We start from the raw sequence: 23,410 nt of genomic DNA on the forward strand, positions 1-23,410 counted from the left end.
AATCGCGTAAGTGAACTTTTTCTGAGGTTGCGCGATGTCTCTGGTTGGCTATGCCCATCTCCATCGATCTCTCGGGTTAAAAGCCATCGCGCCTGCCCGCGCAGCGATGATTAAGCCTGTCACTCGGATTTCGACGATCGGTGATTGCCTGGCGGTACCTCACGCTGTTGCACCGTCGGCTGACTCAGTGCTCGACCATATTCTTTTTGCCCTCAAGCATGAAGGTATCAACCTCGGCATCCTGGCTCAGGCGCTGGAAGCCGTCACTGCCGAGCAACTGCTGCAAGAACTGGAAAAAGCCCCTAACGGCGTGTTCATCCGCAAGGTGTGCTACCTCTGGGAGGGGCTGACCCTTCAACGGCTGGATTACAGCAAACCGATCAACAGTCGTGTGTCTCCACTGTTTGATCCGCAGCGCTACGTGACGGGCCCGTCGACGCGAAATTCCCGTTGGCGCATCGACTTCAATGGTTTGGGCTCTTTGGCTTATTGCGCGACGGTCGAGCGTACGCCAGAAATCGACACTCTGCTGAGCGTCGATATCTTGGGGCGCGCCAAATCCTTCATGGCCACCCTACCTCCCGAAATGATGGACCGCGCGATCCAGTGGGCTTACCTGCATGAAACCCGCGACTCGTTCGCCATCGAAAAAGAACAACCCAGCGAGGAAAAGTCCCGGCGCTTCGTCCAGCTGTTACGTCAGGCCCACGAAGGCAGGCTGCTGACCGAGGATTATCTGGTCGAGCTGCAAAACAGCACTGTTTCCAACCCCTTCGACAAAGCCGTCGCGTTTCGCCACGAACAGAACCACCTGCACAATGGCCTGCGCGGCGCGGCGGGTGTCAGCTACGTACCGCCCTCTCCTGAGCTGTGCCAGGAGCTGATGGAAGAGCTGATGGCGTTCGCCAATCAACCTGTGCGCGAGGTTGATCCTCTCGTAGCTGCGGCCGTCACCGCGTTTGGCTTCGTATTCCTGCACCCGTTCATGGATGGCAACGGTCGGCTGTCCCGCTTCTTGATCCACCAGACGCTATGCCACTACGGCGCACTGGAACACGGCTTACTGCTGCCTGTCTCCGTCGCGATGAAGCACGAAGAACACGCCTATCTGGAGGCACTCAAGGCGTTCTCCCTGGCGACGCGAGAATTCTGGAACGTCATCTGGCTGGACGGCGAAAAAATGGCCTTCGATTTTATCGGCCACCCGTCGATTTACCGCTATTGGGATGCAACGCGCTGCGTCGAATTCACCCTGCAAATGGCCCGCCGCGCGCTGGAGGTGGAGCTGCGCGAAGAGACAGAATTTCTCGACCGTTATGACCGGGTGATCAAGGCCGTGAATCAGCGCTTCGACGTGCGGGGTAGTGATCTGTCGAAGCTGGTGATGATGTGTCTGGACAACGAGGGCAAGGTTTCCAAGCATCGGCGCAAGCAGTTTCAGTACAGCGTGCCCGAGGAGGTGTTTGAGTTTATTGAGGAAGAGGCCCAGCGCGCTATGTACGAAGCTGGGAAATTTCCTACCGACTAAGCGGAGGTGGATGATAGTGAGCAGAGTGAGGAGTCCGCTATTAACACGCGCTGATTCCTCCCTCTGGACACAGCATGAAACGCCTGATCCCTCGCGCTGAAATTGAAAATTATGACCTCACACATATCATTCTCATCTTTGGATGAAGGCGCAGGGTTCTATGGCGGCTGTACGCGGGAGATCTTCGGATCTGCCGGGTTTCACAGATAACCGGTTCGCCAACCTGCGTACAGCTGCCACCTTTTCTTGTTTGGCGACGAGAGCGAGTGGTTCAAACCCTTATCTGTGAGGTTTTATCGATGGACCAATACAAACCGTTTCAAACCAATCTCACCAGCGTTCCGGTCCTGGCCTTCAACATCTTCGCCCCCTCGCACCTGCTCCACGAAACGGCGCGCAGTCGCATCCGTATTGGCACAGAGCTGTTGGAAACCCTCACCGCCAAAGCGGACAGCCAGAACCTGCATCATTTGGTCACGGCCGCATTGGTCTCGTTGCGCGATGGCCTGGACATGATGAGTGAAATCCAGCGCCGACTGGACGGGCAAGCCGAACAGCAAGCCTGAAACCAACGCTGATCTAAATGTGGGAGCTGGCTTGCCTGCGATAGCCATAGGTATCTACACATCTTTAGCCATCCCCCGGCGTAGCAGCTGTCGAGCCCCGGCGAGGCTGCGTCAGCGGTGTGTCAGACAGGCCGCAAACGCAGCCTCGCTGGGGCTCGACAGCTGCTACGCACTATCACAGTGAAAATGTGTAGATACTTATGCTGCGATAGCGGAGTGTCAGTCGACATCTACCTCGACTTGACCACCGCCATCGCAGGCAAGCCAGCTCCCACATGGGGTTTGCAGCGATTCAAATGGCTCGTCCGCGCTCAGGCACGCTTTCTCCACCCACACCGCCCACCACCCATCACTAAATTGTTTCAAAACTTGACGCATATGGTCTCATCCACCATATTGATAGTTAGCAAACTAACTGTATGCGAACTATCCAGTGCCTCAATCCCTCGAACAACTCCAGATGAACCTCAGCAGCAGCATGGTGGTGGGCGCCCGTCACTGGCGCAAAATCTGCCAGACCACGCTGGTGAGCTACGGCATCTCCGAAGCCTGCGCCGTGCCGCTCTTGATGATCGGCCGCTTGGGCGATGGCGTGCACCAGGTCAAAGTGGCCCAGGCCTCGGGCATGGAAAGCCCGTCGCTGGTGCGCCTGCTCGACCGGCTGTGCACCGACGGCTACGTGTGCCGCACAGAAGACGTCCACGACCGTCGCGCCAAGTCCTTGAGCCTCACCGAGCGCGGCCGTGAGCTGGTGCAAGCGGTGGAGGCGCAACTGGTGCGTCTGCGTAAGGACGTACTGGCGGATATCGCCCCCAACGATCTGGAAGCCGCGCTGCGTGTGTTGCGCGCCTTCGAGGCGGCGACGCTTTGAACGGATTTTTTACCGGTTTTCCGCCCGCCCGTGACTGGTTCTATGGGGTACGTACCTTCGCGGCGTCGATGGTCGCGTTATATATCGCCATGCTGATGCAGATGCCGCGTCCGTATTGGGCGATGGCCACGGTGTATATCGTCTCAAGCCCGTTTGTCGGCCCTACCAGTTCCAAAGCACTGTACCGCGCCATCGGCACCTTCATGGGCGCAGCGGCGGCGGTGATTTTCGTGCCGATGTTCGTGCAGTCGCCTTACATGCTGGTGGTGGTGATTGCCTTGTGGACGGGCACTTTGCTGTTTCTGTCCATGCACCTGCGCACCGCCAACAACTACGCCTTGATGCTCGCCGGCTACACCTTGCCGCTGATCGCCTTGCCGGTTGTGGATAACCCCCTGGCTGTGTGGGATGTGGCCGAAGCGCGTACCGAAGAAATCTTCCTCGGCATCGTAGTCGCGGCGGTGGTGGGCGCGATGTTCTGGCCGCGCCGTCTCATGCCGGTGTTCGATGGCTCGGTGACCAAATGGTTTGCCGACGCCCAGGTTTATAGCCAGCGCTTTCTGACCCGCAACGTTGAGCCTGAAGAAATCAGCACGTTGCGCGGCGGTATGGTCGCCACTTTCAACACCCTCGAACTGATGATCGGCCAGTTGCCCCACGAAGGCGCAAGGCCGCAGACGGTGCGTAATACCAAAGAGCTGCGCGGGCGCATGATTCACCTGCTGCCAGTGGTGGATGCACTCGACGATGCGCTGTATGCCATCGAGCATCGCGCGCCGGAGTTCCTGGATAAAATCACGCCGTTGCTGGAAGCGACCCGCCAGTGGCTGGAAAACACCCAGGACAGCGCGCCGATGGACAGCTGGCGCGCCCTGCGTGATCAGGTCGATGCCCTGCAACCCCACGGCAAAGCGCTGGACGATCGCCACACGCTGCTGTTCTCCAATGCGCTGTACCGTTTGGGTGAATGGATCGACCTGTGGCAAGACTGCCGTAGCCTGCAAGCCGCCATCCAATGTGAAAGCCAGGACAGTTGGCGCGCGGTCTACCGCCACTGGCGCCTGGGCCGGCTCACGCCGTTCCTCGACCGTGGCCTGATGTTCTACTCGGCGTTCTCCACCGTCACCGCGATCATCGTTGCTTCGGTGCTGTGGATTTTGCTGGGTTGGACCGACGGCGGCAGCGCAGTGATCCTGGCGGCTGTCGCCTGCAGCTTCTTTGCAACGATGGATGACCCCGCACCGCAGATCTACCGGTTCTTTTTCTGGACCGCCATGTCGGTGTTGTTCGCCAGCCTCTATCTGTTTTTGGTGCTGCCCAACCTGCATGACTTCCCGATGCTGGTGCTGGCGTTTGCCGTGCCGTTTATCTGCATCGGCACGCTCACCGTACAGCCGCGATTTTACCTGGGCATGCTGCTGACGCTGGTGAATACCTCGTCGTTTATCAGCATCCAGGGCGCCTATGACGCGGACTTCCTCAACTTCGCCAACGTCAACCTGGCTGGGCCGGTGGGCTTGCTGTTTGCCTTCGTGTGGACACTGATTGCGCGGCCGTTCGGTGCTGAACTGGCGGCCAAGCGCCTGACGCGTTTCAGCTGGCGCGACATCGTCACGCTCACCGAGCCCGCGACCCTGGCCGAGCACCGGCACATGGCTGTGCAAATGCTCGACCGCCTTATGCAACACTTGCCGCGCCTGGCCCTGATTAACCAGGACACCGGCACCGCCTTGCGCGATTTGCGCGTGGCGCTGAACCTGCTCGACCTGCTGGCTTACTCACCGCGCATCCTCGGTGTGCCACGGGTGCTGCTCAGTCAAGTGGTGGAAGGTGTGGGCGGTTACTTCAAGGCGTGCCTCAAGGCCGGTGAACGCTTGCCGGCGCCCAGCGGTCTGCTGATGACGCTGGACCGCACGCGTCGCGCCCTCAACGGCCAGGGTTTGCAAGACGAAGATGACACCCGCCTGCACCTGCTGCACGCGCTGGCCGGTTTGCGCCTGTCCCTGCTGCCGGGCGTGGAATTCATTGGCGGCACCGAGGTGCAAGCGCCGCTACCCGATGGAGCGCCTTTATGATCGGTGATCTGGATATCAGCGGGGTGTTCCTGCCCACGTTGCTGGTGCTGATGGGCATTACTTATGTGTTGTTTCTGGTGGTGCACGGGTTGTTGACCCGCGTCCACTTCTATCGCCTGGTCTGGCACCGGGCATTGTTCAACGTGGGACTCTACGCGCTGTTGCTGGGCGCGGTGGACTCACTCAGTCGATACCTGATGACATGAAAAAACCTTTTTTGACCATCGGCCGTGTCGTCCTGACGCTGTTGATCGTGACGTTTGCGGTCGTCGTTGTGTGGCGCATGGTCATGTACTACATGTTTGCCCCCTGGACCCGTGACGGCCACATCCGTGCCGACATTGTGCAGATCGCCCCGGACGTGTCCGGGCTGATCCAGCGCGTCGACGTGCGCGACAACCAGTTGGTAACCAAGGGCCAGGTGCTGTTCGCCGTCGATCAGGACCGTTTTAAGCTGGCCCTGCGCCAAGCCCAGGCCGCCGTGGCCGACCGCCAGGAAACCTTGGCCCAGGCCCAGCGCGAGTACAAGCGTAACCGCGGCCTCGGCAACCTGGTGCCCCGCGAGCAACTGGAAGAAAGCCAGTCGCGCGTGGCCCGGGCCCAGTCTGCCCTGGCTGAAGCCCAGGTGACGGTGGACTCTGCCCAGCTCAACCTTGACCGCTCGGTGATCCGCAGCCCCGTGGACGGTTACGTCAACGACCGTGCGCCGCGTGCCCAGGAGTTCGTCACCGCCGGGCGCCCGGTACTGTCGGTGGTGGACAGCAATTCCTTCCATATCGATGGCTATTTCGAAGAAACCAAGCTCGACGGCATTCATGTCGGCATGAGCGTGGATATCCGCGTGGTTGGCGACAACGCTCGCCTGCGTGGCCATGTGCAAAGCATCGTCGCCGGTATCGAAGACCGCGACCGCAGCAGCGGCTCCAACCTGTTGCCCAACGTCAACCCGGCGTTCAGCTGGGTGCGCCTGGCCCAGCGGATTCCAGTGCGCATTGCGTTTGACGATGTGCCAGCGGACTTCCGCATGATCGCCGGGCGTACGGCGACTGTCTCGATCATCGGCGATAAGGTTAAAGACGGAGACAAACCATGAAGCAGCTGTTGGCGAGCGCCGCGCTGGGTTTGCTGCTGTCGGCCTGCCAAGTGGTGGGCCCGGATTACGCACTGCCGGATAAAGCCGCCGTCAACCGTGGCGATCTGCAAGGGCAAATCGCTGGGGAGGGCAACAATGTGGTGTCGGCGCCGGTGCCGGCCGACTGGTGGAAACTGTACAAAGACCCACGCCTGGATGAGCTGGTGCGCCAGGCGATGGCGTCGAACACCGACTTGCGCGTGGCGGCTGCGAACTTGCAGCGTGCGCGCTTTCAGACCCAGCAAGCGGAATCCGCAGGCGGCTGGAGCCTCGGCGCGAAGGCTGAAGCCCAGCGTCTGCAAGAGTCTGGCGAAGCGTTTTTGCTGACGGAAAAAGTCCCGGTGGGCAATATTGGCAGCGTTGGTATCACCACGTCCTACCAGTTCGATCTGTTCGGTACGCTGCAACGCGGCATCGAAAGTGCCCAGGCCAGTGCCGATGCGGCCCAGGCGGCTGCTGATATTGCGCGCATCACCCTGGTAGCCGATGTCGTGCGCTCCTATACCCAGGTCTGCGCCGCGAACGAAGAGCTGGCGATTGCCAATGAGTCCCTCGACCTGCAGGCCCAAAGCACTAAGCTCACCCAGCGTCTGCGTGACGCCGGACGTGGCGATGAAACCCAGGTGACGCGCTCGCAAACCCAATACAAATCCTTGCGCGCCGACATGCCGCGCTACCAAGCATTGCGCCAGGCCGGGCTGTTCCGCCTGTCGATGCTGTTGGCCAAGCCGGTGGACCAACTGCCGGCGGGCACGGGCACTTGCGCCGAGCTGCCGCACATCGCCCAATTGCTGCCGGTTGGCGATGGCGCGGCGTTGCTCAAGCGCCGTCCCGATGTGCGTCAGGCCGAACGTCAACTGGCCGCCGCCACCGCGAGGATCGGCGTGGCGACGGGCGCGCTTTACCCGGATATCAGTATTGGCGCCACGGTGGGGACCGTTGGCCTGCTCGAAAACCTTGGCCAGCCTGCGACCAACCGTTGGGGCTTTGGCCCCATGATCAGTTGGACAGTGCCGACCAACGGCGCCCGCGCGCGCGTTCACGAAGCCGAAGCCGCCACCCAGGGCGCCCTGGCGCACTTTGACGGCGTGGTGCTCAATGCCATCCGCGAAACCCAGACCGGCCTGGCGCAGTACACTGCGCAACTGCAACGCCGCGATGCATTGGCCGAAGCCGGCGAATCGGCCAAGGAAGCAGCAGGGCAGACCCACCGCTTCTTCCAGGCCGGCCGCGCGTCGTTCCTGGCCGACCTGCAAGCCACCCGCACCTACACCGATGTGCGCGCGCAACTGGCGGCGGCCAACACCCAGGTTGCCATGAGCCAGATCGATTTGTTCCTGGCCCTGGGCGGCGGTTGGGAAAGCGGACGAACGCAAGCGTCACAACCCGGCAAACCCTGAGCGAATAGCTATGCTTTGACAGGCGGACCGCCGCGACGATCCGCCTGTCACTGCTCGCGTTTGCTCATGGGGATTCCAATAATGAAAAACCCTTATGCTCCCGCTTTCTGGTGCGTGTGTTTCGCACTGGTGTTGTTATCGGCGACCTATTTCTACGGCGTGATGCTCGCCCATCAGCTCGACAAGGCGATGGTGTTTCTCGACAGTGCCTGCCTGGTGATCGGCACCCTGTCCATTGGCGTAGTGGCGTGGGCCTCTTACCAGAATCAACGGGTGAAGAAAAAACTCCTCGAACAAGGCAAGACCCGCGTGGTGATCTGGGACACCAAGGTCGCCCTGCGCCGGGTCGAGACCGTGTTCGACCGCTATTTCTGGGGCAGCTATTGGCAGCCGGGGCGGACCTTCCAGGAAGTCATGGGTGACCTCACTGGCACGCCTCTGGAGAAAAGCCTCGAAGTCCTGAAAAAACAGTGCGTGGCACTTGATCAGCAGGTCGCTGACGGTAGGCACTGGCTGAACAACGCGCGGGAACTGTCCGACGTTGCCACACAAATGGCCCGCGAGCGCTATCGGCTGGACGTCTGCGACCCCAAGTCGGACACCCCCGGCAATGCGGTCATACACCGCGAGTTTGAGGTGCTGGTGTACACCTGGACGGCGCGCTTGAAGAGCTTCGACCACCAACTCGATGAAATTGAGCTGGAGTACTCCTGACGTAGCAGCGGTCGAGTAGAACGAGGCCGCGTTCGAGGACGAAGTCCTCGTAAAGCCAGCACTTATGGTTTCTGATAAACCAGGTTGCCGGGTTTTACGACTGCTTCGCAGCCGAATGCGGCCTCGCTGCGCTCGACCGCTGCTACGGTGCCTATGCTAATCTTCCCCCGTTTTCGTCGGGCTTGAGCCAACCCCTCAGGGTTCAAGGAAGACAGCCCACTTCTCACAGGATTTGATCAGGTCACTTCATGAATAAGCCAGCCGTTGTTCTTTTGGGTTTCGTTGTCGCCGTTGGCGTCGTCAGTGCAGGCGGTGCCTGGTACACCGGTAAGCAGCTGGAGCCCGTGCTGCAGACGGCGGTGCAGGACGCCAACAAGGAACTGCAACGTTCCATGGCCGGCGTCGACGGCACTGTTGCCCTGGAGCTGGTGTCCTTGGACCGTGGCCTGTTCAGCAGCACCGCGCACTATCGCCTCAAGGGCCAGGGCTCGTTCTTCGGCGAGCAGAACCCGAACCCCGAGCTGCTGATTGTCGACCATATCGAACACGGCCCGTTGCCGTTCTCGCGCCTGGTATCGCTGAAATGGCTACCGGTCATGGCTACCAGTCACTACGAGCTGGAAAAGAACGCCACCACTGAGAAATGGTTCGCCGCCGCCAAAGACGTGTCACCGCTCAAAGGCGTGGCCAATATCGGCTACAGCCGTTCGGTGAGCGGTAATCTCGAACTGCTGCCGCTGACGTTCAAGGACGAGACGGCTTCGGTGAACTTCTCTGGCCTCAACCTGGATTTCGACAGCACCGCCGAGGGCAAGAAGGTCAAGGTCGACGGCTACATGAACAGCCTCAAACTGGCTGTGGTCGATGCCAATGGCGCACCCTTCGACGCTGAATTCGCCGGCCTGACCGTGGCCAGCAACCTGGAGAAATCCACCTTCGGCTTCTACACCGGGCAGAACACGATAGAGCTGACCGACACCAAGCTCACCTTCGGCCCACAGAAAGCCGTAATGACCCTCAAGGGTTTCGAGCAGAAAGATACCAGCGAAGTCAAAGACAACAACATGGCCGGCCGCGTCGACTACAAGATCGACGAGATCGGCTATCAGGGTAAACCCGTGGGTTCCGCCGCCATGGCCCTGAGCGTGAAAAACATCGATGTGCCCTCTGGCCTGCTGCTGACCAAGCTGTATCAGGACAAGATGCAGCCGGTGCAAGCCGCTGCTGCCGCCGGCCAACCGGTGCCGGAGCTGCAACTGACTGAGGCTGAGCAGGCCCTGGCTGAAGCCAACGTCGACCAGTTGCTGGCCGCCAAGCCACACGTGGCGCTGGAAAACCTGTCGCTGAAAACCACCCACGGTGAAAGCAAGTTCAACCTGGTGCTGGACCTGGCCAAGCCGACCTCCATGGAATTGCCGCCGGTTGAGTTGGGCAAGCAAATGGTCGCGCTGCTGGACGCCAACCTGACCCTGTCCAAGCCAATGATCGCCGACGTTGCCGCCCTGCAAGCGCAGCTTGGCGGTGTGACCGATCCTAAAGCCATCGAGCAGCAATCCCAGATGGCCAGCGAAATGGTCAGCGGCATGGCCGTTGGCACACAACTGGCGACCCTGGTGGGCAGCGACGTGGTGTCCAAGCTGCATTACGCCAACAATGAAGTGACCTTCAACGGCCAGAAGATGACCGTCGAGCAGTTCATTGGCTTTGTGATGTCCAAGGTTGGCTCAGTGAGCGGCGCCCGATAAGCCTCGGGGCCGCGCAAAGCGGCCCGACTGAAATGCAATCAAACTGTGGGAGCGGGCTTGCTCGCGAACGCGGTGTACCAGTCACTCTAGATGTTGACTGACACATCGCCTTCGCGAGCAAGCCCGTTCCCACATTTGGTTTGTGGCACTGGTCAGGCAATTCTGAACAATTGTTCTGAATCTCCCTCCCCCTTTCTCCGCTAAGGGATAGTTCATACAGGAAAGCTAGGTCGGGTCACGAGACGCCGACACCCTGATGCAAATCGCTCAGGACCACCTATCGCTACAGCTTTCCGTGTGTAAGGAAGCTCACGATATGCTGCGAAACCTCCCACTCAGTGCCTCAGGCCGGTTACGGCTGCTCATCGGGGTAACCTTGTGCAGCCAGTTGCTGATGCCCACCTTTGCCATGGCCGACCCGGCCTACGACGCCCTGATCATCCAGGCGCGCAACGGCAACTTCACACCCGCCCTGACTCAACTGCGCCAATTGCCTGCCGAGCGCCAGACGCCAGGCCAGATCAGCGACCACTTGGTGATCGCTGGCTGGGCCGGACAGGGTGCCGAAGTGCTGAAGGTGTACGAGGCACAGGGCCAGCATCGCAACTTGACCGCCCAGGCGCTGGCCACGGTTGCGCGAACCTATCGCAACCAGAAGCAGTGGGCGCAGGCCGAGGCGGTCTATCGCAAAGCGCTGTTGCGTGAACCGAACAATGTCGACCTGCAACTGGGCCTGGCCCTTACCCAGGCCGACGGCGGCAAAGTCAGCGAAGCGGTGCAACGCACACGCGCTCTGGTGGCGGCCAAGCCGGATGATCCCAATCGGCGCATGGCCCTGGGCTACGCACTGACTCGTGCGGGTTCGAACTACGACGCCCTGTTTGAATTCGACCAGGCCTTTATCCGCGCCGGCGACAAGCCCGAAGTCGCCCGCGAATACCTCGTTGCCCTGCAAAAGGCCCGTCTGCCGGAAGCCGCCTTGCGCTTGTCGGCCCAGCGCCCGGGGCTGGTCGACCCTGTGACCCAGCGTCGCCTCGAAGGCGACCTGGCCGCCGAGCGCGTACGCATGGCCGAGTTCGCCACGCGTACCGAGAAAGAACGCTTTGTGATCGCCGACCGCGCGCTCGCGGACTACGACAGACTGCTCGCCCGCTGGGCCCCCGACGCCAGCGCCCAGGGCGACGTGATGATTTGGCGCATCGACCGCCTCGGCGCGCTCAAGGCCCGGGCGCGCACCGCCGAGGTCATTCGCGAGTACGAAGCCCTCAAGGCTGAAGGCGTGCAATTGCCGACCTACGCCTTGCGCTGGGTCGCTGCCGCCTACCTCGACCAGCGCCTGCCGGAAAAGGCCGCCCCGCTGTATCGCCAGGCGGTGACCGCTGCGGATGCCGACCCAGGCGATCATGTCAAAGACAGTTCCGCCCTGTTCTACGCCTTGCTGGAAAACGACCAGGTGGCAGAGGCGCGCGTGGTCGCCGACAACCTGGCCCGCAGCGAGAAACCGCGGCTTGAACTCAAGGGTCTGCCCTTGGGCGACCCTAACGACGAGTGGGCGGACGCGCAACAATTGGCGGCCCAGGCCGGTACCTATGGCGATGACCTGCAGACCAGCGAAGAGCGCCTGGAAGCCTTGGGCAATAAAGCCCCGGGCAACATCGGCGTGCGTTTGGCGCAGGCCGAGATGTACCGTGCCCGCGAATGGCCAAGACGCGCCGAAGCGTCACTCAAGGAAACCGAAAACCAGAGCCCGCGCGACATCGGCGTGGAAATGTCCCAGGGCTTCACCGCGCTGGACCTGCAGGAGTGGCGCCAGCTCGACCTGCTTGCCGATGACGTGGTCGCCCGCGCCCCGGAAAACCGCCAGGTCCAGCGCCTCGATCGCCTGCGCAAAGTGCACGACATGGCCGAAGTCCGCGTCGAGGCCTACACGGGTAAAAGCTACGGTGGCAGCAATAACGCAGACGCCGGCGCGATCAGGGGCAGCCGCGACTGGGGCATTGAGACCGTGATCTACACGCCGCCCATCGACGAAGACTGGCGCCTGTTCACCGGTGCCGGCTACGGCACCGCCGACTTTACCGAAGGCAGCGGCCATCACCGTTGGCAGCGCGTGGGCGTGGAGCGGCGTACCCGTGACATGACCCTCGAAGCCGAAGTCTCCAACCACTCCTACGGCTTTGGCTCCAAGCAAGGCGCGCGCGTAGCGGTTGCCCGCGACATCAATGACCATTGGCAATACGGCGGCAGCCTCGACTACCTCACGGCGACCACGCCGTTGCGGGCGCTCAATACCGACATTACGGCCAATGGCGGCAGCGGTTTCATCCGCTGGCGCGCGAATGAAAGCCGCGAATGGAAACTGACCGTCAGCCCGTCGCATTTCAGCGATGGCAACGATCGCCTCGAAGCCTTGCTCGCCGGCCGCGAAGGCATCTACAGCTCGCCCAAGGTGCAAGTGGAGTTAGGCCTGGAAGTCAGTGCCAGCCGCAACAGCAAGGAAGACACGCTGTACTTCAACCCGAAGTCGGACTTCGGCGTGATGCCCACCGTCAACGTCAACCATGTGCTTTATCACCGTTACGAGACCCAGTGGAGTCAGCAGTTCCAGGTCGGCGCGGGCACTTATCGCCAGCAGGATTACTCCAGCGGCGGTGTCGGCTTGATCGGTTACGGCCAGCGCATTCGCTGGAACGACGTCCTGGAAGCCGGCGCCAACCTGAGCCTGGTCAGCCGAACGTATGACGGTGATCGCGAACGCGATCTGCGCCTGCTCGTCGACCTCACTTACCGTTTTTAAAAGAGCCTGATCATGACCCTCCTCAGCCGTTATCTGCTGGTCCTGGGCGTATTGCTGGCCAGCGCCTGCGCCCAGCAACCCGCGCCATTCACGCCACCCGCCGAGCGCCCGACACAGGCCAGCGAAGCGCCGTGGCCGAAAAACCATTTCTTGGGCATTGCCTACCACGACGTCAATGACACCGATCCCGATCAGGCGGTGGTGGCGGTGCGCACCGAGCGTTTGATCGATCAGTTGGCCTGGCTGCGCGAGAACGGCTACCAGGCGGTCAGCGTGGACCAGATCCTCGCCGCTCGCCGGGGTGGGCCGGCCTTGCCGCCCAAGGCCGTCATGCTCAGCTTCGACGACGGTTATTCCAGCTTCTACACCCGCGTGATGCCGATTCTGCGCGCCTATAACTGGCCAGCAGTGCTCGCGCCGGTCGGCTCCTGGATCGATACGCCGCTGAACCAGCCGGTGGACTTCGCCGGTCTGCCACGGCCACGCGGCGAGTTCCTGACCTGGCAGCAGATCCGTGAAGTGTCGCGCTCCGGCCTGGTGGAAATCGCCGCCCACACCGACGCCAATCACAAGGGCATCCTGGCCAACCCCCAGGGCAACCTGGAACCGGCCGCCACCACGCGGCGCTTCGATCCGGCGACCAATCGCTATGAAACCGAGGCACAGTTCCAGGCGCGGATGCGGGCTGACGTGGTCGCGATCTCGAACAAGATTCGCGCCGTTACCGGCAAGGCGCCTCGGGTGTGGGTATGGCCCTATGGCGCCGCCGACGGCACCACGCTCGCGGTTGTGGACGAGCAGGGTTACAAGATGGCGCTTACGCTGGACGACGGCCTCGACGACTCGAACAAATTGATGAGGAGCCCGCGCTTTCTGGTTGCCTCCGATCCGGACGGCGAGCACTTCGCCAGCAGCATCGTTTCGGTGCAGGCCAAGGCGCCGATGCGCGTCGTGCATGTGGACCTGGACCACGTCTACGACCCCGACCCGGCGCAACAGGCGCGTAACCTCGATGTACTGGTACAGCGTGTAGTGGACATGGGCTCGCCGACAGTATTCCTGCAAGCCTACGCCGACCCCACGGGTGACGGCCTGGTGCGTTCGCTGTACTTCCCCAACCGCCATCTGCCGATGCGCGCCGACCTGTTCAACCGGGTCGCCTGGCAGTTGCATACCCGGGCTCGTGCCAGCGTTTTTGCGTGGATGCCGGTACTGAGTTTCGACCTCGATTCCAAGTTGCCTCGCGTGACACGTTGGGACCCGCAAACCGGCAAGGTGGGCACCGATCCGGATGATTACAAGCGCCTGTCGCCGTTCGATCCAAAAGTGCGGCAGATGATCGGCGAGATCTACCAGGATCTGGCGAGCTCCGGTAACAGTGGTGTCGACGGCGTGCTGTACCACGACGATGCCAAGCTGAGCGACTTTGAAGACGCCAGCCCCGCAGCACTCAAGGCCTACGCCGCCCAGGGCCTGCCGGACAACATCGCCGCCCTGCGTGCCGACCCTGCCGTCATGCAGCGCTGGACCCGCTTCAAGAGCCGCTACCTGATCGACTTCACCAACGAGTTGACCGCCAAGTTCCGCGCCATCCGTGGCCCGCAGATACTGACGGCGCGCAATATCTTCGCCGAGCCGATGCTCAACCCCGGCAGCGAAGCCTGGTTCGCGCAGAACCTTGACGATTTCCTCCAGACCTACGACTGGACCGCGTCAATGGCCATGCCGCTGATGGAAGGCCAGGCATTGAACAACGCCGACGCCTGGCTGGAAAAACTGGTGGCCACGGTCAAGCGGCGCCCCGGCGCGCTGGAGCGCACCGTGTTCGAGCTGCAAGCCAAAGACTGGCGCACCGAGGCCGCGCCGGATATCAGCGGTGAGCAGCTGGCGCACTGGATGAGCGTGCTCAAGCGCCAGGGTGTCACGAGTTTCGGTTACTACCCGGACAACTTCCTGGAAAACTCCCCGGACCTGAAGACTGTGCGTCCGGCCCTTTCCAACCAATGGAACCCTTGACCATGTTCGACAGAATCCTGGCTTTATTCGTGCTGGCTTTGGTATTGGGTGTGCCCCTGGGCCTGATCTTCCTGGTCACCGGGCAGTTCCTGATGGACTTTGTGTTTTTCTACCCGCTGTTCATGTCGGCATTGTGGATTGCAGGCGGTTTGTATTTCTGGCTGCACTGGGAGCGCCACTGGCCCTGGAAAGAGGACACGCCGGCGCCGACACTGGCTGGCAACCCGCTGATCTCGATCATCATCCCTTGCTACAACGAAGGGGAGAACGTCGCCGACACCATGGAGGCCGCGCTGGCCCAGGTGTACCCGAACATTGAAGTGATCGCCGTCAACGACGGTTCCTCGGATAACACCGCAGCCGTACTGGATGCCCTGGCCTTGCAGCATCCACGCTTGCGCGTGCTGCACCTGGCGCAGAACCAGGGCAAGGCGGTGGCCTTGCGCATGGGCGCCGTTGCCGCGCGCAGCGAATACCTGGTGTGCATTGACGGCGATGCGCTGTTGGATAAAAACGCGGCTGCCTATTTGGTCGCGCCGATGCTCGACAACCCGCGCCTGGGCGCCGTGACCGGCAACCCACGCATCCGCACACGTTCAACCCTGATCGGCCGGGTGCAGGTCGGCGAGTTCTCTTCGATCATCGGCTTGATCAAGCGCACGCAACGGGTAATCGGTCGAATCTTCACGGTGTCCGGTGTAGTGGTGGCGTTCCGTAAAAAGGCGCTGGACCGCATCGACTACTGGAGCACCGACATGATCACCGAAGACATCGATGTCAGTTGGAAGCTGCAACTCGATCACTGGAGCATCTTCTACGAGCCCCGTGCCCTGTGCTGGATCCTCATGCCCGAAACCGTCGGCGGCCTGTGGAAACAGCGCCTGCGCTGGTCCCAGGGCGGCGCCGAAGTGCTGTTCAAGAACATCCGCGGCATTTGGCAATGGCGTCACCGCTACCTGTGGCCACTGCTGTTCGAATACTGCTTGTCCACCGGCTGGGCCTTCACCTTTTTGCTGTCGGTCATCTTCTGGGGCGTGGGCAAATTCATCCCGCTGCCACAAGCGATTACTGTCGAGTCGTTGATGCCGCCGGCGTTTACCGGGTTGGTGTTGGCGATGGTGTGCCTGTTGCAGTTTGCGGTGAGCATCCTGATTGACCGCCGCTACGAGAAAGACCTGTGGAAAACCCTGTTCTGGACGGTGTGGTACCCGATGGTGTTCTGGCTGGTCAGCCTGTTTACCACCCTGGTCAGTTTTCCAAAAGTGCTGTTCAACCAGCATCAGAAGCGTGCGCGCTGGGTCAGCCCGGACCGTGGTATCAAACCGCTCGAAAATAAGGAGGCGTCATCATGAAACTGGTCAGAACCCGCCAACGTTCCGTGATGTGGGTCATCGATGCGCTGTTGACCCTGATGGCCTGGGCCGGCTTGATCTGGTTGTTGGCACGTGGGATTACCTCGATGCTCGATACCCATGGCGGTCCTCGATTCGAGGCGCCGATATTTGCCGCGCTCAATACCCTGCAAATCTACCTGTGGATCGCCCTGCTCAACGCCGTCATCCTGATCAGTTGGGCGCGCCACCAACAACGCCGAGGTCGCAAGTTTGCCCAGCGCCGGGCCGAGGCCAAGGCGCTTACTGACAAAAACCTGAGCGAGAGCTTCAGTCTCGGCGAAGGTGACCTTGAGCAGCTGCGTCGGCCTGGGGTGTTGGTGATCCATAACGACGAGGAAGGCGGTGTCGCGCAGGTGAAATCCCATGTCTCCCGTGAGGTAGAAAAACCGGGGTTGATCCTGGTGCCAGGCAAGGATCAGAACAAAGGCGCCAGCTAAGAAGAACGCTGGAAAATCGTTCCCATGCAACGTGGGAGCGATTTTGGTAAATACCGATAAGTGGGATCCAATTCACAAAACCTCCGAGAACTTTACTGCCCTTTTCGGTACTAACTTATCTCGGTAAGAACTTGATGGCCAACTAGTGGCAATTATTAAGTTCTCCGACGAAATCGTCATCAATACAGCTGCCGCTTGTCGGAATATAACTTCCAGCAATAAGCCGTATGCCTGTTTGATAATTTTTAATTGTTAATAATCAACGGGTTGCGCGAGCACCTTGCACGCTTATTCAACGTGCTCGGTTCTTTGAGTGAGCGGAAGTTCGATGTTAGTTTGCCGCCCTTTAATTTTCGACGGATTGAACATGTCTTTGTTATTACCACGGACTCGGTATCTGCTATGCACTTTCATGCTCGCTTATCTGAGCCTGAACAGCGCCACAGCCGCCCCTACGCCAGGGGATCAGGACCTGATTCGCGACCGCCAGAACCGTCTCTTGGAAGAGCAGCGTCGGCGCCTGGATGAACTCCAGGACTTGCCCGGCAAAGGCGATCAGTCCCAGGCCCCGGCCACACCCGCCGACACCCGTTGCTTCCCGATCAAAGACATCGAACTCAAGGGCGCCGACAGCCTCTCCGTCGGCGACCGCACCCTCCTGCTCAAACCTTATATCGGCCAGTGCCTGGGCGTTCCACAGCTCAATGAGCTGCTCAAGGTCATCACCGACTATTACATCGCCAAAGGCCATGTCACCAGTCGTGCCTATTTGCCGCAGCAGGACCTTTCCAGCGGTCACCTGCAGGTGCTGGTGGTGGAAGGCAAGCTCGAAGGCTTGAAGGGCGCGCAAGGCAGCAACCTGACCGACCGCGAGCTGGCCATGGCGTTTCCCGGCAACATCGGCGGAGCCCTCAACCTGCGGGAAATCGAGCAACTGGTCGACCAGCTCAGCCGTTTGCCCTCCAAGCAGGCGCAAATGGAGCTGACCCCTGGCAGCCAGATCGGCGGCAGTGAAGTGCGGGTCAAGAACGTCCCGCAAAAGCCCTGGCGCGCCAGCCTGTCGCGCAACAACGACGGCCAGAAGAGCACCGGCGAACAACAATGGGGCGCCGGCCTGGAATGGGACAGCCCACTGGGCCTGGCCGATCAGCTGATTTTGCGCGGTGGCCACGACGCCATCAGCGACCATCAGAAAACCTCCAACAGCAGCATGTTCTATTACAACGTGCCGTGGGGCTGGTGGAATTTCAGTTACACCTACAGCGAGAGCGAATACCGCACCTTCCTCATGCTGGACGATTTGAAGGTCAAGCAGAACGGCGACAGCCAGAACCATCAACTGCGTGCCGAGCGGGTGATCCATCGCGACGAGGTGAGCAAGACGTCGGTCAACGTCGGCCTGACTCACCTGCGCACCAACAACTACCTGCTCGACTCGCGCCTGGCGACCAGCAGCAACCGCCTCAGCGAATTTCAGGTCGGCATCACCCACGGTCGACGCATCGGCAATGCCTTCGTCAACCTGGACGTGGGCATGCAAAACGGCATTGGCGCCTTTGACGCGCAAAGCGACCAGCAGGCGCGCGATGCCAACGGCAACCTCACGGCGACCCCGCGCTATCGCAAATACACCGCCACGATGAGCTACCTGCAGCCCTTTACTTTGTGGGGCGAGTCGCTGAGTTTTTCCAGCCTCGCCACCGGGCAGCGCAGTGAAGACGTGCTGTACCCGGCGCAACGCATGAGCCTGGGTGGTTCTTACTCGGTGCGCGGCTTCAAGGACCAGCAACTGAACGGCGACAGCGGTGGTTACTGGCGCAACGAAGTGCGCTGGGCGCGCCCGGTCACCCTCGACTGGATGCGCCCGGCCTTCGCCGAATACGGCGCCAGCGTCGGTTATGACCAGGGCGTAATCAGCAACGATCGCTACAACGATGACGAGCATGGTCGCGTCTCGAGTAACTCTTTGGAGTTGTTCGCGCGCGGTAAAAACGTCAGCGCCAGCGTGACCTTTGCCCATTCCCTGGAGCGACCTGGCGTGGTGACCGAGCGCGAAGCGCCGATCTATTTCCGCCTGGATTTCTTCCTGTAATCAACACCGCTGCCTTGAGATTTTGAATATGGATGCTCGCCCTGCTACCGCCCTGAAAAGCCTGACCCAACGCGGCCTGGCACTGATCCTGGCCAACGCGCTGTTCTGGCAGCCGCTGCTGGCCCAGGCCGACGGCATCGCGGTCAGCGGCCCGGGCACTACGCTCGGCCAGGCAGGCAACGGCGTGCCGGTGGTGAACATCGCCACGCCCAATGGCAGCGGCCTGTCCCATAACCAGTTCAAGGACTACAACGTCGGCCCCAATGGCGTGATTCTCAACAACGCCACGGGCGCGGTGCAGAGCACCCAACTGGGCGGGATCATTGTCGGCAACCCGAACCTCAAGGGTGGCGCGGCGAACGTCATCCTCAACGAAGTCAACGGCGGCAGCCCCAGCCAGTTGCGCGGCTACACCGAAGTGGCGGGGCAGTCGGCCAAAGTCATCGTGGCCAACCCTTACGGCATCAGTTGCAACGGCTGTGGGTTCATCAACACGCCCAATGTCACCCTGACCACGGGTAAACCGGTCATCGACAAAGTCGGTCGCCTGGACCATTACCAGGTCGATGGGGGCGCCGTGACCATCGACGGCCAGGGCTTGAATGCCAGCAACGTCGACCGTTTCGAGATCATCACCCGCACCGCCAAGATCAATGCAAAGATCAACGCGCGTCAGCTCACCGTGATTGCCGGGCGCAACGACGTCGATGCCCAAAGCTTGAACACCACCACGCGCGCCGACGACGGCAGCGCCAAGCCGGAACTGGCCATCGACTCCTCGGCCCTGGGCGGCATGTACGCCGGCGCCATCAAGCTGGTGGGCACTGAAGCCGGCGTGGGCGTGAAGCTCGACGGCACCTTGGCCGCCAGTGGCGGCGATATTCAACTCGACGCCAACGGCCACTTGAGCATGGCCCAGGCGGCCGCCAGCGGCGCGATTGATATCAAGGCCGCGAGCCTGGAGACCAAGGGCGCGGTCTACGCCGGCACCCGCCTCAAGGCGCAGACGACCAAGGGCACGCTGAAAAACAGCAAGACCCTCGCCGCGCGCGACAGCATCACCCTGGCCAGCAACGGCCAACTGACCAACACCGGCATCATCGAAGCTGGGGTCAACGCCGACAACACCCGCAACGCCGTTGGCGACGTCACGCTCGACAGCCAGAACATCAGCAACACCGGCACGGTGATCGCCAATCGCACCCTCACCGCCACCGCCACCCACGTAGATAACCAGGGCGGCACACTGAGCGCCAGGCAGGCGCTGAACATCACCGCCGACAGCGTCGATAACCGCAACAAAGGCCAACTGCTCAGCGACGGTGCGCAAACCCTCACTGTCAGCGGCCTGCTGGACAACCGCCAGGGCGGCATCATCGACAGCACCGGCGCGTTTACCCTGCACGGCAACCGCCTCGACAACAGCGCCGGCAGCCTCACCGGTGGCGGCTCGATCACCCTGGACCTGCTCGGCGACCTGGTCAACCGCAACGGCAAGCTGGCGAGTGTCGGGCCGCTGCTGGTGCAACGCGCCGCCCACATCGACAACCAGGGCGGCAAGCTCGCCAGCCAGGGCCTGCTGACGCTGTTCGCCAACAGCATCGATAACCAGAACAAAGGCACCCTGGCCGCCAACGGCGGGGTGGCAATCACCACGACGGGCCTGCTGCAGAATGGCGCCGACGGCTTGATCCACAGCGAGCAGGGCGGCCTGAACATCACCGCCGGTACGCTCGATAACAACGGTGGGCGCATCGCCGCCAAAGCCGGTAATGCAGTGGTTGACGCGATCAACTTCAACAACGGCAACGGCACACTGTTCGCCGGCAGCGCTGTGAGTCTTACCGGCTTGAATGTCGACAACGGCGGCGAGATCGCCGGCAACCGCATCGACGTCAACCTGGACGGCGCCCTGACCAACCGTGGCCTGATCGAAAGCGCCACGGCCCTTGATGTCGACACCGTCGGCCTGAACAACAGCGGCCAGATGCGTGCCCTGGGCACCGCAGGCAAAACCCGCTACGCCATCGGTGGCCTGCTGAACAACAGCGGCAGCCTGGAAACCGCCAATGACCAATTGAGCCTCGCGGCAAAAACGTTCCAGAACACCGGCGGCAAGGTGTTGCACGTGGGCACCGGTACGCTCGACCTGAGCGGCATCAGCCTGGATGACGTCGGCGGCAGCCTGGTCACCAACGGCGACCTGACCCTCGACAAAACCGACTGGACCAACAGCACCGCGATCCAGGCCGGGCGCCTGACCGTCAACGTCGACAACCTGAAACAGACCGCCACCGGCCAATTGCTCGGCACGCGTAGCCTGGTCGGCAAAGGCCTGGACTGGAGCGTCGGCGGCGCCGTCGCCAGCCAGGGCAGCCTCGACCTGACCGTGGACAACCTGCTCAACGACCACGGCCTGATTTTCAGCGGCGGCGACATGAATCTGCGCGTGGACCGCCTGAAAAACCTCAGTGCCACGATTTACGCCATGGGCAACCTGCGCGTCGACCGCGATGGGCAGGGCGCGGCCGCCACCAGCATCATCAACAGTTCGGGCACGATCGAAAGCGAGCGCAACCTTATCCTGGCCGCCAGCACGATCGACAACATCCGCACCGTGCTCAACACCCACTCCGGCATCTACACCGCCTCTATTACCCCCACGGCCTGTATCGAGGGCGTGACCGGTGGCGACTGCGACGGCGGCAAACAGAACCGTCCGTTCCAGATCAGCGTGCGTGACCACTTTATTGTCAGCGACGCCACGCCCGCTTCCAGCATCACCTCGAGCGGCGACATGCTGTTGAGCGGCGGCAACCTGCTCAACAGCAGCAGTAGCATTGCCGCGGGTGGCGCCATGACCGTGCGCGTCAACCAACTGAGCAACGTCGGCCTGGTGACCCACGACACCCAGTACGACCGTATCTTTACCTCGGCGCGTGAGCGCAAGCCGGGCGGCTGGTACCGCGAGGCGGCCGCGTTCACCCAGCGCTATGCGGCGGGCCAGAACATGGACGGTGTCGAAGCCGGCCTGGCCTCGTTCATCGGCAAGATGGAAAGCGAAAAGACAGCCCTGCGCAAAACCACCCAATTGATGGTGCCGGACCAAAGCTACGCCGCCGTGATCCAGGCCGGCGGCGCCGTTGACCTGAAGGCCCAGGACGGCATCGATAACAGTGTCGTAAACCGCGGCTACACCTACGTCGGCAGTGGTGCCAACACGACCAAGCCGGGCTTCTCGACCGAGGTGAAACTCAACGCGCAGCTGCCGCCGGACCTCGCCCAGCAACAGGTCAACCCACTGGGCCTGCCGGGCTTCGACCTGCCCACCGGGCCAAACGGCCTGTTCCACCTCAACGACGGCAAAGGTGCGACCGGCCTGCCCACCAGCCAGTTCGCGGCCAGCCCGCACAAATACCTGATCGAAACCAACCCGCTGTTTACCGACATGCGTCAGTTCCTGGGCTCGGACTACATGCTGACCCGGCTCGGCTACGACCCCGAGACGGCACAACGTCGTCTCGGTGATGGCTTCTACGAACAGCGCCTGATCCAGCAAGCCGTGCTCGCCCGCACCGGCCAGCGCTTCATCGATGGCCAGACCAGCGACGCCGACCTGTTCAAGCACCTGATGGACAACGCCATCAGCAGCAAAACTGCGCTCAACCTGTCGGTGGGCGTCAGCCTCACCGCCGAACAGGTCGCGGCCCTGACCCACGACATCGTGTGGCTGGAAAACGCCACCGTCGCCGGCCAACAAGTGCTGGTGCCGGTGCTGTACCTGGCCCAGGCAAATAACCGCCTAGCGCCCAATGGCGCGCTGATTTCCGGCAGTGACGTGAGCCTGATCACCGGCCGCAACCTCAATAACGCCGGCACCCTGCGCGCCACCGGCAGCCTGCTGGCCAACGTCGGCGGCAACCTCGCCAACAGCGGTTTGATGCAAGCCGGCGGTCGCCTCGACGTGCTGGCCGGCAACACCCTGAGCAACCGCGCGGGCGGTGTGATCAGCGCGGGCAACGTCAACCTCGCGGCGGGCGCCGACCTGCTCAATGAACGCAGCGTCACCACCCACGAAAGCGCCAGCAGCTACCGCACCGAACGCAGCGACTTCGTCGACAGCGCCGCGCGCATCGAATCGGCCAACGATCTGGCGCTGAAAGCCGGGGGCAACATCAACAACATCGGCGGCGTGCTCAAGAGCGGCGCCGACATGGCCGTCCAGGCCAAAGGCGACGTCAACATCACCGCCTCGAAGAGCCTCGACAGCGGCGCCATCGGCACCCGTTCGAACTTCACCACCATCGCCCAGCAAGGCTCCGTGGTGGAAGCCGGCCGCGACCTGCACGTGATTGGCGGGCGCGACATCAGCGCCGTGGCCAGCCAGGTCAATGCCAAACGCGACGTCAACCTGATTGCCACCCGCGACCTCAACGCCATTGCGGCAGCCAACGAGCAACACTCCACGGGCAACACGAAAAAGGTCAAGAGCATCGAAGACCACGTGCAGCAAGTGTCCAGCGTGATCAAGGCCGGCGGCGACGCCACCCTGAGCGCCGGGCAGAACCTGCAACTAGTGGCCAGCCAGGTCAACGCCGGCAACGAGGCGTACCTGGTCTCCGGCAAAAACCTCGAGCTCAAAG

At 61.8% G+C, this 23,410-nt stretch carries 15 protein-coding genes; all 15 read left to right on the forward strand.

Annotated elements, in window-relative coordinates:
• Window positions 1-34: 34 nt before the first annotated feature.
• On the forward strand, window positions 35-1,528 hold the full coding sequence (locus AACY36_RS27335) for a Fic family protein (protein ID WP_339428490.1): 1,494 nt from the start codon (window positions 35-37) through the stop codon (window positions 1,526-1,528).
• A gap of 299 nt (window positions 1,529-1,827) precedes the next feature.
• Entirely contained in the window at window positions 1,828-2,094 is a 267-nt protein-coding gene (locus tag AACY36_RS27340; protein WP_339428489.1) for a hypothetical protein, read from the forward strand.
• 460 nt (window positions 2,095-2,554) lie between these two features.
• Window positions 2,555-2,965, forward strand: a complete 411-nt coding sequence (locus AACY36_RS27345; RefSeq protein WP_065872815.1) for a MarR family winged helix-turn-helix transcriptional regulator — start codon at window positions 2,555-2,557, stop codon at window positions 2,963-2,965.
• Window positions 2,962-5,040: an FUSC family protein gene (locus tag AACY36_RS27350; protein ID WP_339421196.1), complete on the forward strand. Its 2,079-nt coding sequence runs from the start codon at window positions 2,962-2,964 to the stop codon at window positions 5,038-5,040. Before AACY36_RS27345 ends, AACY36_RS27350 begins: the two co-directional genes overlap by 4 nt.
• Entirely contained in the window at window positions 5,037-5,246 is a 210-nt protein-coding gene (locus AACY36_RS27355; protein ID WP_012721577.1) for a DUF1656 domain-containing protein, read from the forward strand. Before AACY36_RS27350 ends, AACY36_RS27355 begins: the two co-directional genes overlap by 4 nt.
• Complete coding sequence (locus AACY36_RS27360) at window positions 5,243-6,133, forward strand: efflux RND transporter periplasmic adaptor subunit (RefSeq protein ID WP_339421194.1); 891 nt, start codon at window positions 5,243-5,245, stop codon at window positions 6,131-6,133. Before AACY36_RS27355 ends, AACY36_RS27360 begins: the two co-directional genes overlap by 4 nt.
• Entirely contained in the window at window positions 6,130-7,572 is a 1,443-nt protein-coding gene (locus tag AACY36_RS27365; protein ID WP_339421192.1) for an efflux transporter outer membrane subunit, read from the forward strand. Before AACY36_RS27360 ends, AACY36_RS27365 begins: the two co-directional genes overlap by 4 nt.
• 81 nt (window positions 7,573-7,653) lie before the next feature.
• The gene (locus tag AACY36_RS27370; RefSeq protein ID WP_339421190.1) at window positions 7,654-8,286 is read left to right on the forward strand and encodes an NADH:ubiquinone oxidoreductase subunit N; all 633 of its coding nucleotides are present in this window, start codon (window positions 7,654-7,656) and stop codon (window positions 8,284-8,286) included.
• A 248-nt stretch (window positions 8,287-8,534) separates the two neighbouring features.
• Window positions 8,535-10,031 (forward strand): YdgA family protein, encoded by a 1,497-nt coding sequence (locus AACY36_RS27375; RefSeq protein WP_339421188.1) that lies wholly within the window; start codon window positions 8,535-8,537, stop codon window positions 10,029-10,031.
• Between the two features lie 316 nt (window positions 10,032-10,347).
• Window positions 10,348-12,828 carry a poly-beta-1,6 N-acetyl-D-glucosamine export porin PgaA gene (gene pgaA / locus AACY36_RS27380; protein WP_339428487.1) on the forward strand — a complete coding sequence of 827 codons (2,481 nt, stop codon included), beginning with the start codon at window positions 10,348-10,350 and terminating at the stop codon, window positions 12,826-12,828.
• Between the two features lie 12 nt (window positions 12,829-12,840).
• Entirely contained in the window at window positions 12,841-14,844 is a 2,004-nt protein-coding gene (pgaB, locus tag AACY36_RS27385; protein WP_339497750.1) for a poly-beta-1,6-N-acetyl-D-glucosamine N-deacetylase PgaB, read from the forward strand.
• Between the two features lie 2 nt (window positions 14,845-14,846).
• Window positions 14,847-16,196 carry a poly-beta-1,6-N-acetyl-D-glucosamine synthase gene (gene pgaC / locus AACY36_RS27390; protein WP_339421184.1) on the forward strand — a complete coding sequence of 450 codons (1,350 nt, stop codon included), beginning with the start codon at window positions 14,847-14,849 and terminating at the stop codon, window positions 16,194-16,196.
• Window positions 16,193-16,675 (forward strand): poly-beta-1,6-N-acetyl-D-glucosamine biosynthesis protein PgaD, encoded by a 483-nt coding sequence (gene pgaD, locus AACY36_RS27395; protein ID WP_339421182.1) that lies wholly within the window; start codon window positions 16,193-16,195, stop codon window positions 16,673-16,675. Before pgaC ends, pgaD begins: the two co-directional genes overlap by 4 nt.
• Window positions 16,676-17,042: 367 nt before the next feature.
• Entirely contained in the window at window positions 17,043-18,767 is a 1,725-nt protein-coding gene (locus AACY36_RS27400) for a ShlB/FhaC/HecB family hemolysin secretion/activation protein (protein WP_339421180.1), read from the forward strand.
• Between the two features lie 28 nt (window positions 18,768-18,795).
• A partial coding sequence (locus tag AACY36_RS27405) for a two-partner secretion domain-containing protein (RefSeq protein ID WP_339497751.1) occupies window positions 18,796-23,410 on the forward strand: 4,615 nt, incomplete at its 3' end.

It is taken from the genome of Pseudomonas sp. EA_15y_Pfl1_P101, assembly GCF_963970835.1.
GTDB classification, from domain to species: domain Bacteria; phylum Pseudomonadota; class Gammaproteobacteria; order Pseudomonadales; family Pseudomonadaceae; genus Aquipseudomonas; species Aquipseudomonas tritici.

Excerpts from the sequence above, each read along its gene's own strand:
- AACY36_RS27355 (WP_012721577.1), top strand. The coding sequence starts at position 5,037 with ATGATCGGTGATCTGGATATCAGCGGGGTGTTCCTGCCCACGTTGCTG.
- AACY36_RS27340 (WP_339428489.1), top strand. The coding sequence starts at position 1,828 with ATGGACCAATACAAACCGTTTCAAACCAATCTCACCAGCGTTCCGGTC.
- pgaB (WP_339497750.1), top strand. The coding sequence starts at position 12,841 with ATGACCCTCCTCAGCCGTTATCTGCTGGTCCTGGGCGTATTGCTGGCC.
- AACY36_RS27335 (WP_339428490.1), top strand. The coding sequence starts at position 35 with ATGTCTCTGGTTGGCTATGCCCATCTCCATCGATCTCTCGGGTTAAAA.
- pgaA (WP_339428487.1), top strand. The coding sequence starts at position 10,348 with ATGCTGCGAAACCTCCCACTCAGTGCCTCAGGCCGGTTACGGCTGCTC.
- AACY36_RS27370 (WP_339421190.1), top strand. The coding sequence starts at position 7,654 with ATGAAAAACCCTTATGCTCCCGCTTTCTGGTGCGTGTGTTTCGCACTG.
- AACY36_RS27345 (WP_065872815.1), top strand. The coding sequence starts at position 2,555 with ATGAACCTCAGCAGCAGCATGGTGGTGGGCGCCCGTCACTGGCGCAAA.
- AACY36_RS27375 (WP_339421188.1), top strand. The coding sequence starts at position 8,535 with ATGAATAAGCCAGCCGTTGTTCTTTTGGGTTTCGTTGTCGCCGTTGGC.
- pgaD (WP_339421182.1), top strand. The coding sequence starts at position 16,193 with ATGAAACTGGTCAGAACCCGCCAACGTTCCGTGATGTGGGTCATCGAT.
- AACY36_RS27400 (WP_339421180.1), top strand. The coding sequence starts at position 17,043 with ATGTCTTTGTTATTACCACGGACTCGGTATCTGCTATGCACTTTCATG.
- AACY36_RS27360 (WP_339421194.1), top strand. The coding sequence starts at position 5,243 with ATGAAAAAACCTTTTTTGACCATCGGCCGTGTCGTCCTGACGCTGTTG.
- pgaC (WP_339421184.1), top strand. The coding sequence starts at position 14,847 with ATGTTCGACAGAATCCTGGCTTTATTCGTGCTGGCTTTGGTATTGGGT.
- AACY36_RS27365 (WP_339421192.1), top strand. The coding sequence starts at position 6,130 with ATGAAGCAGCTGTTGGCGAGCGCCGCGCTGGGTTTGCTGCTGTCGGCC.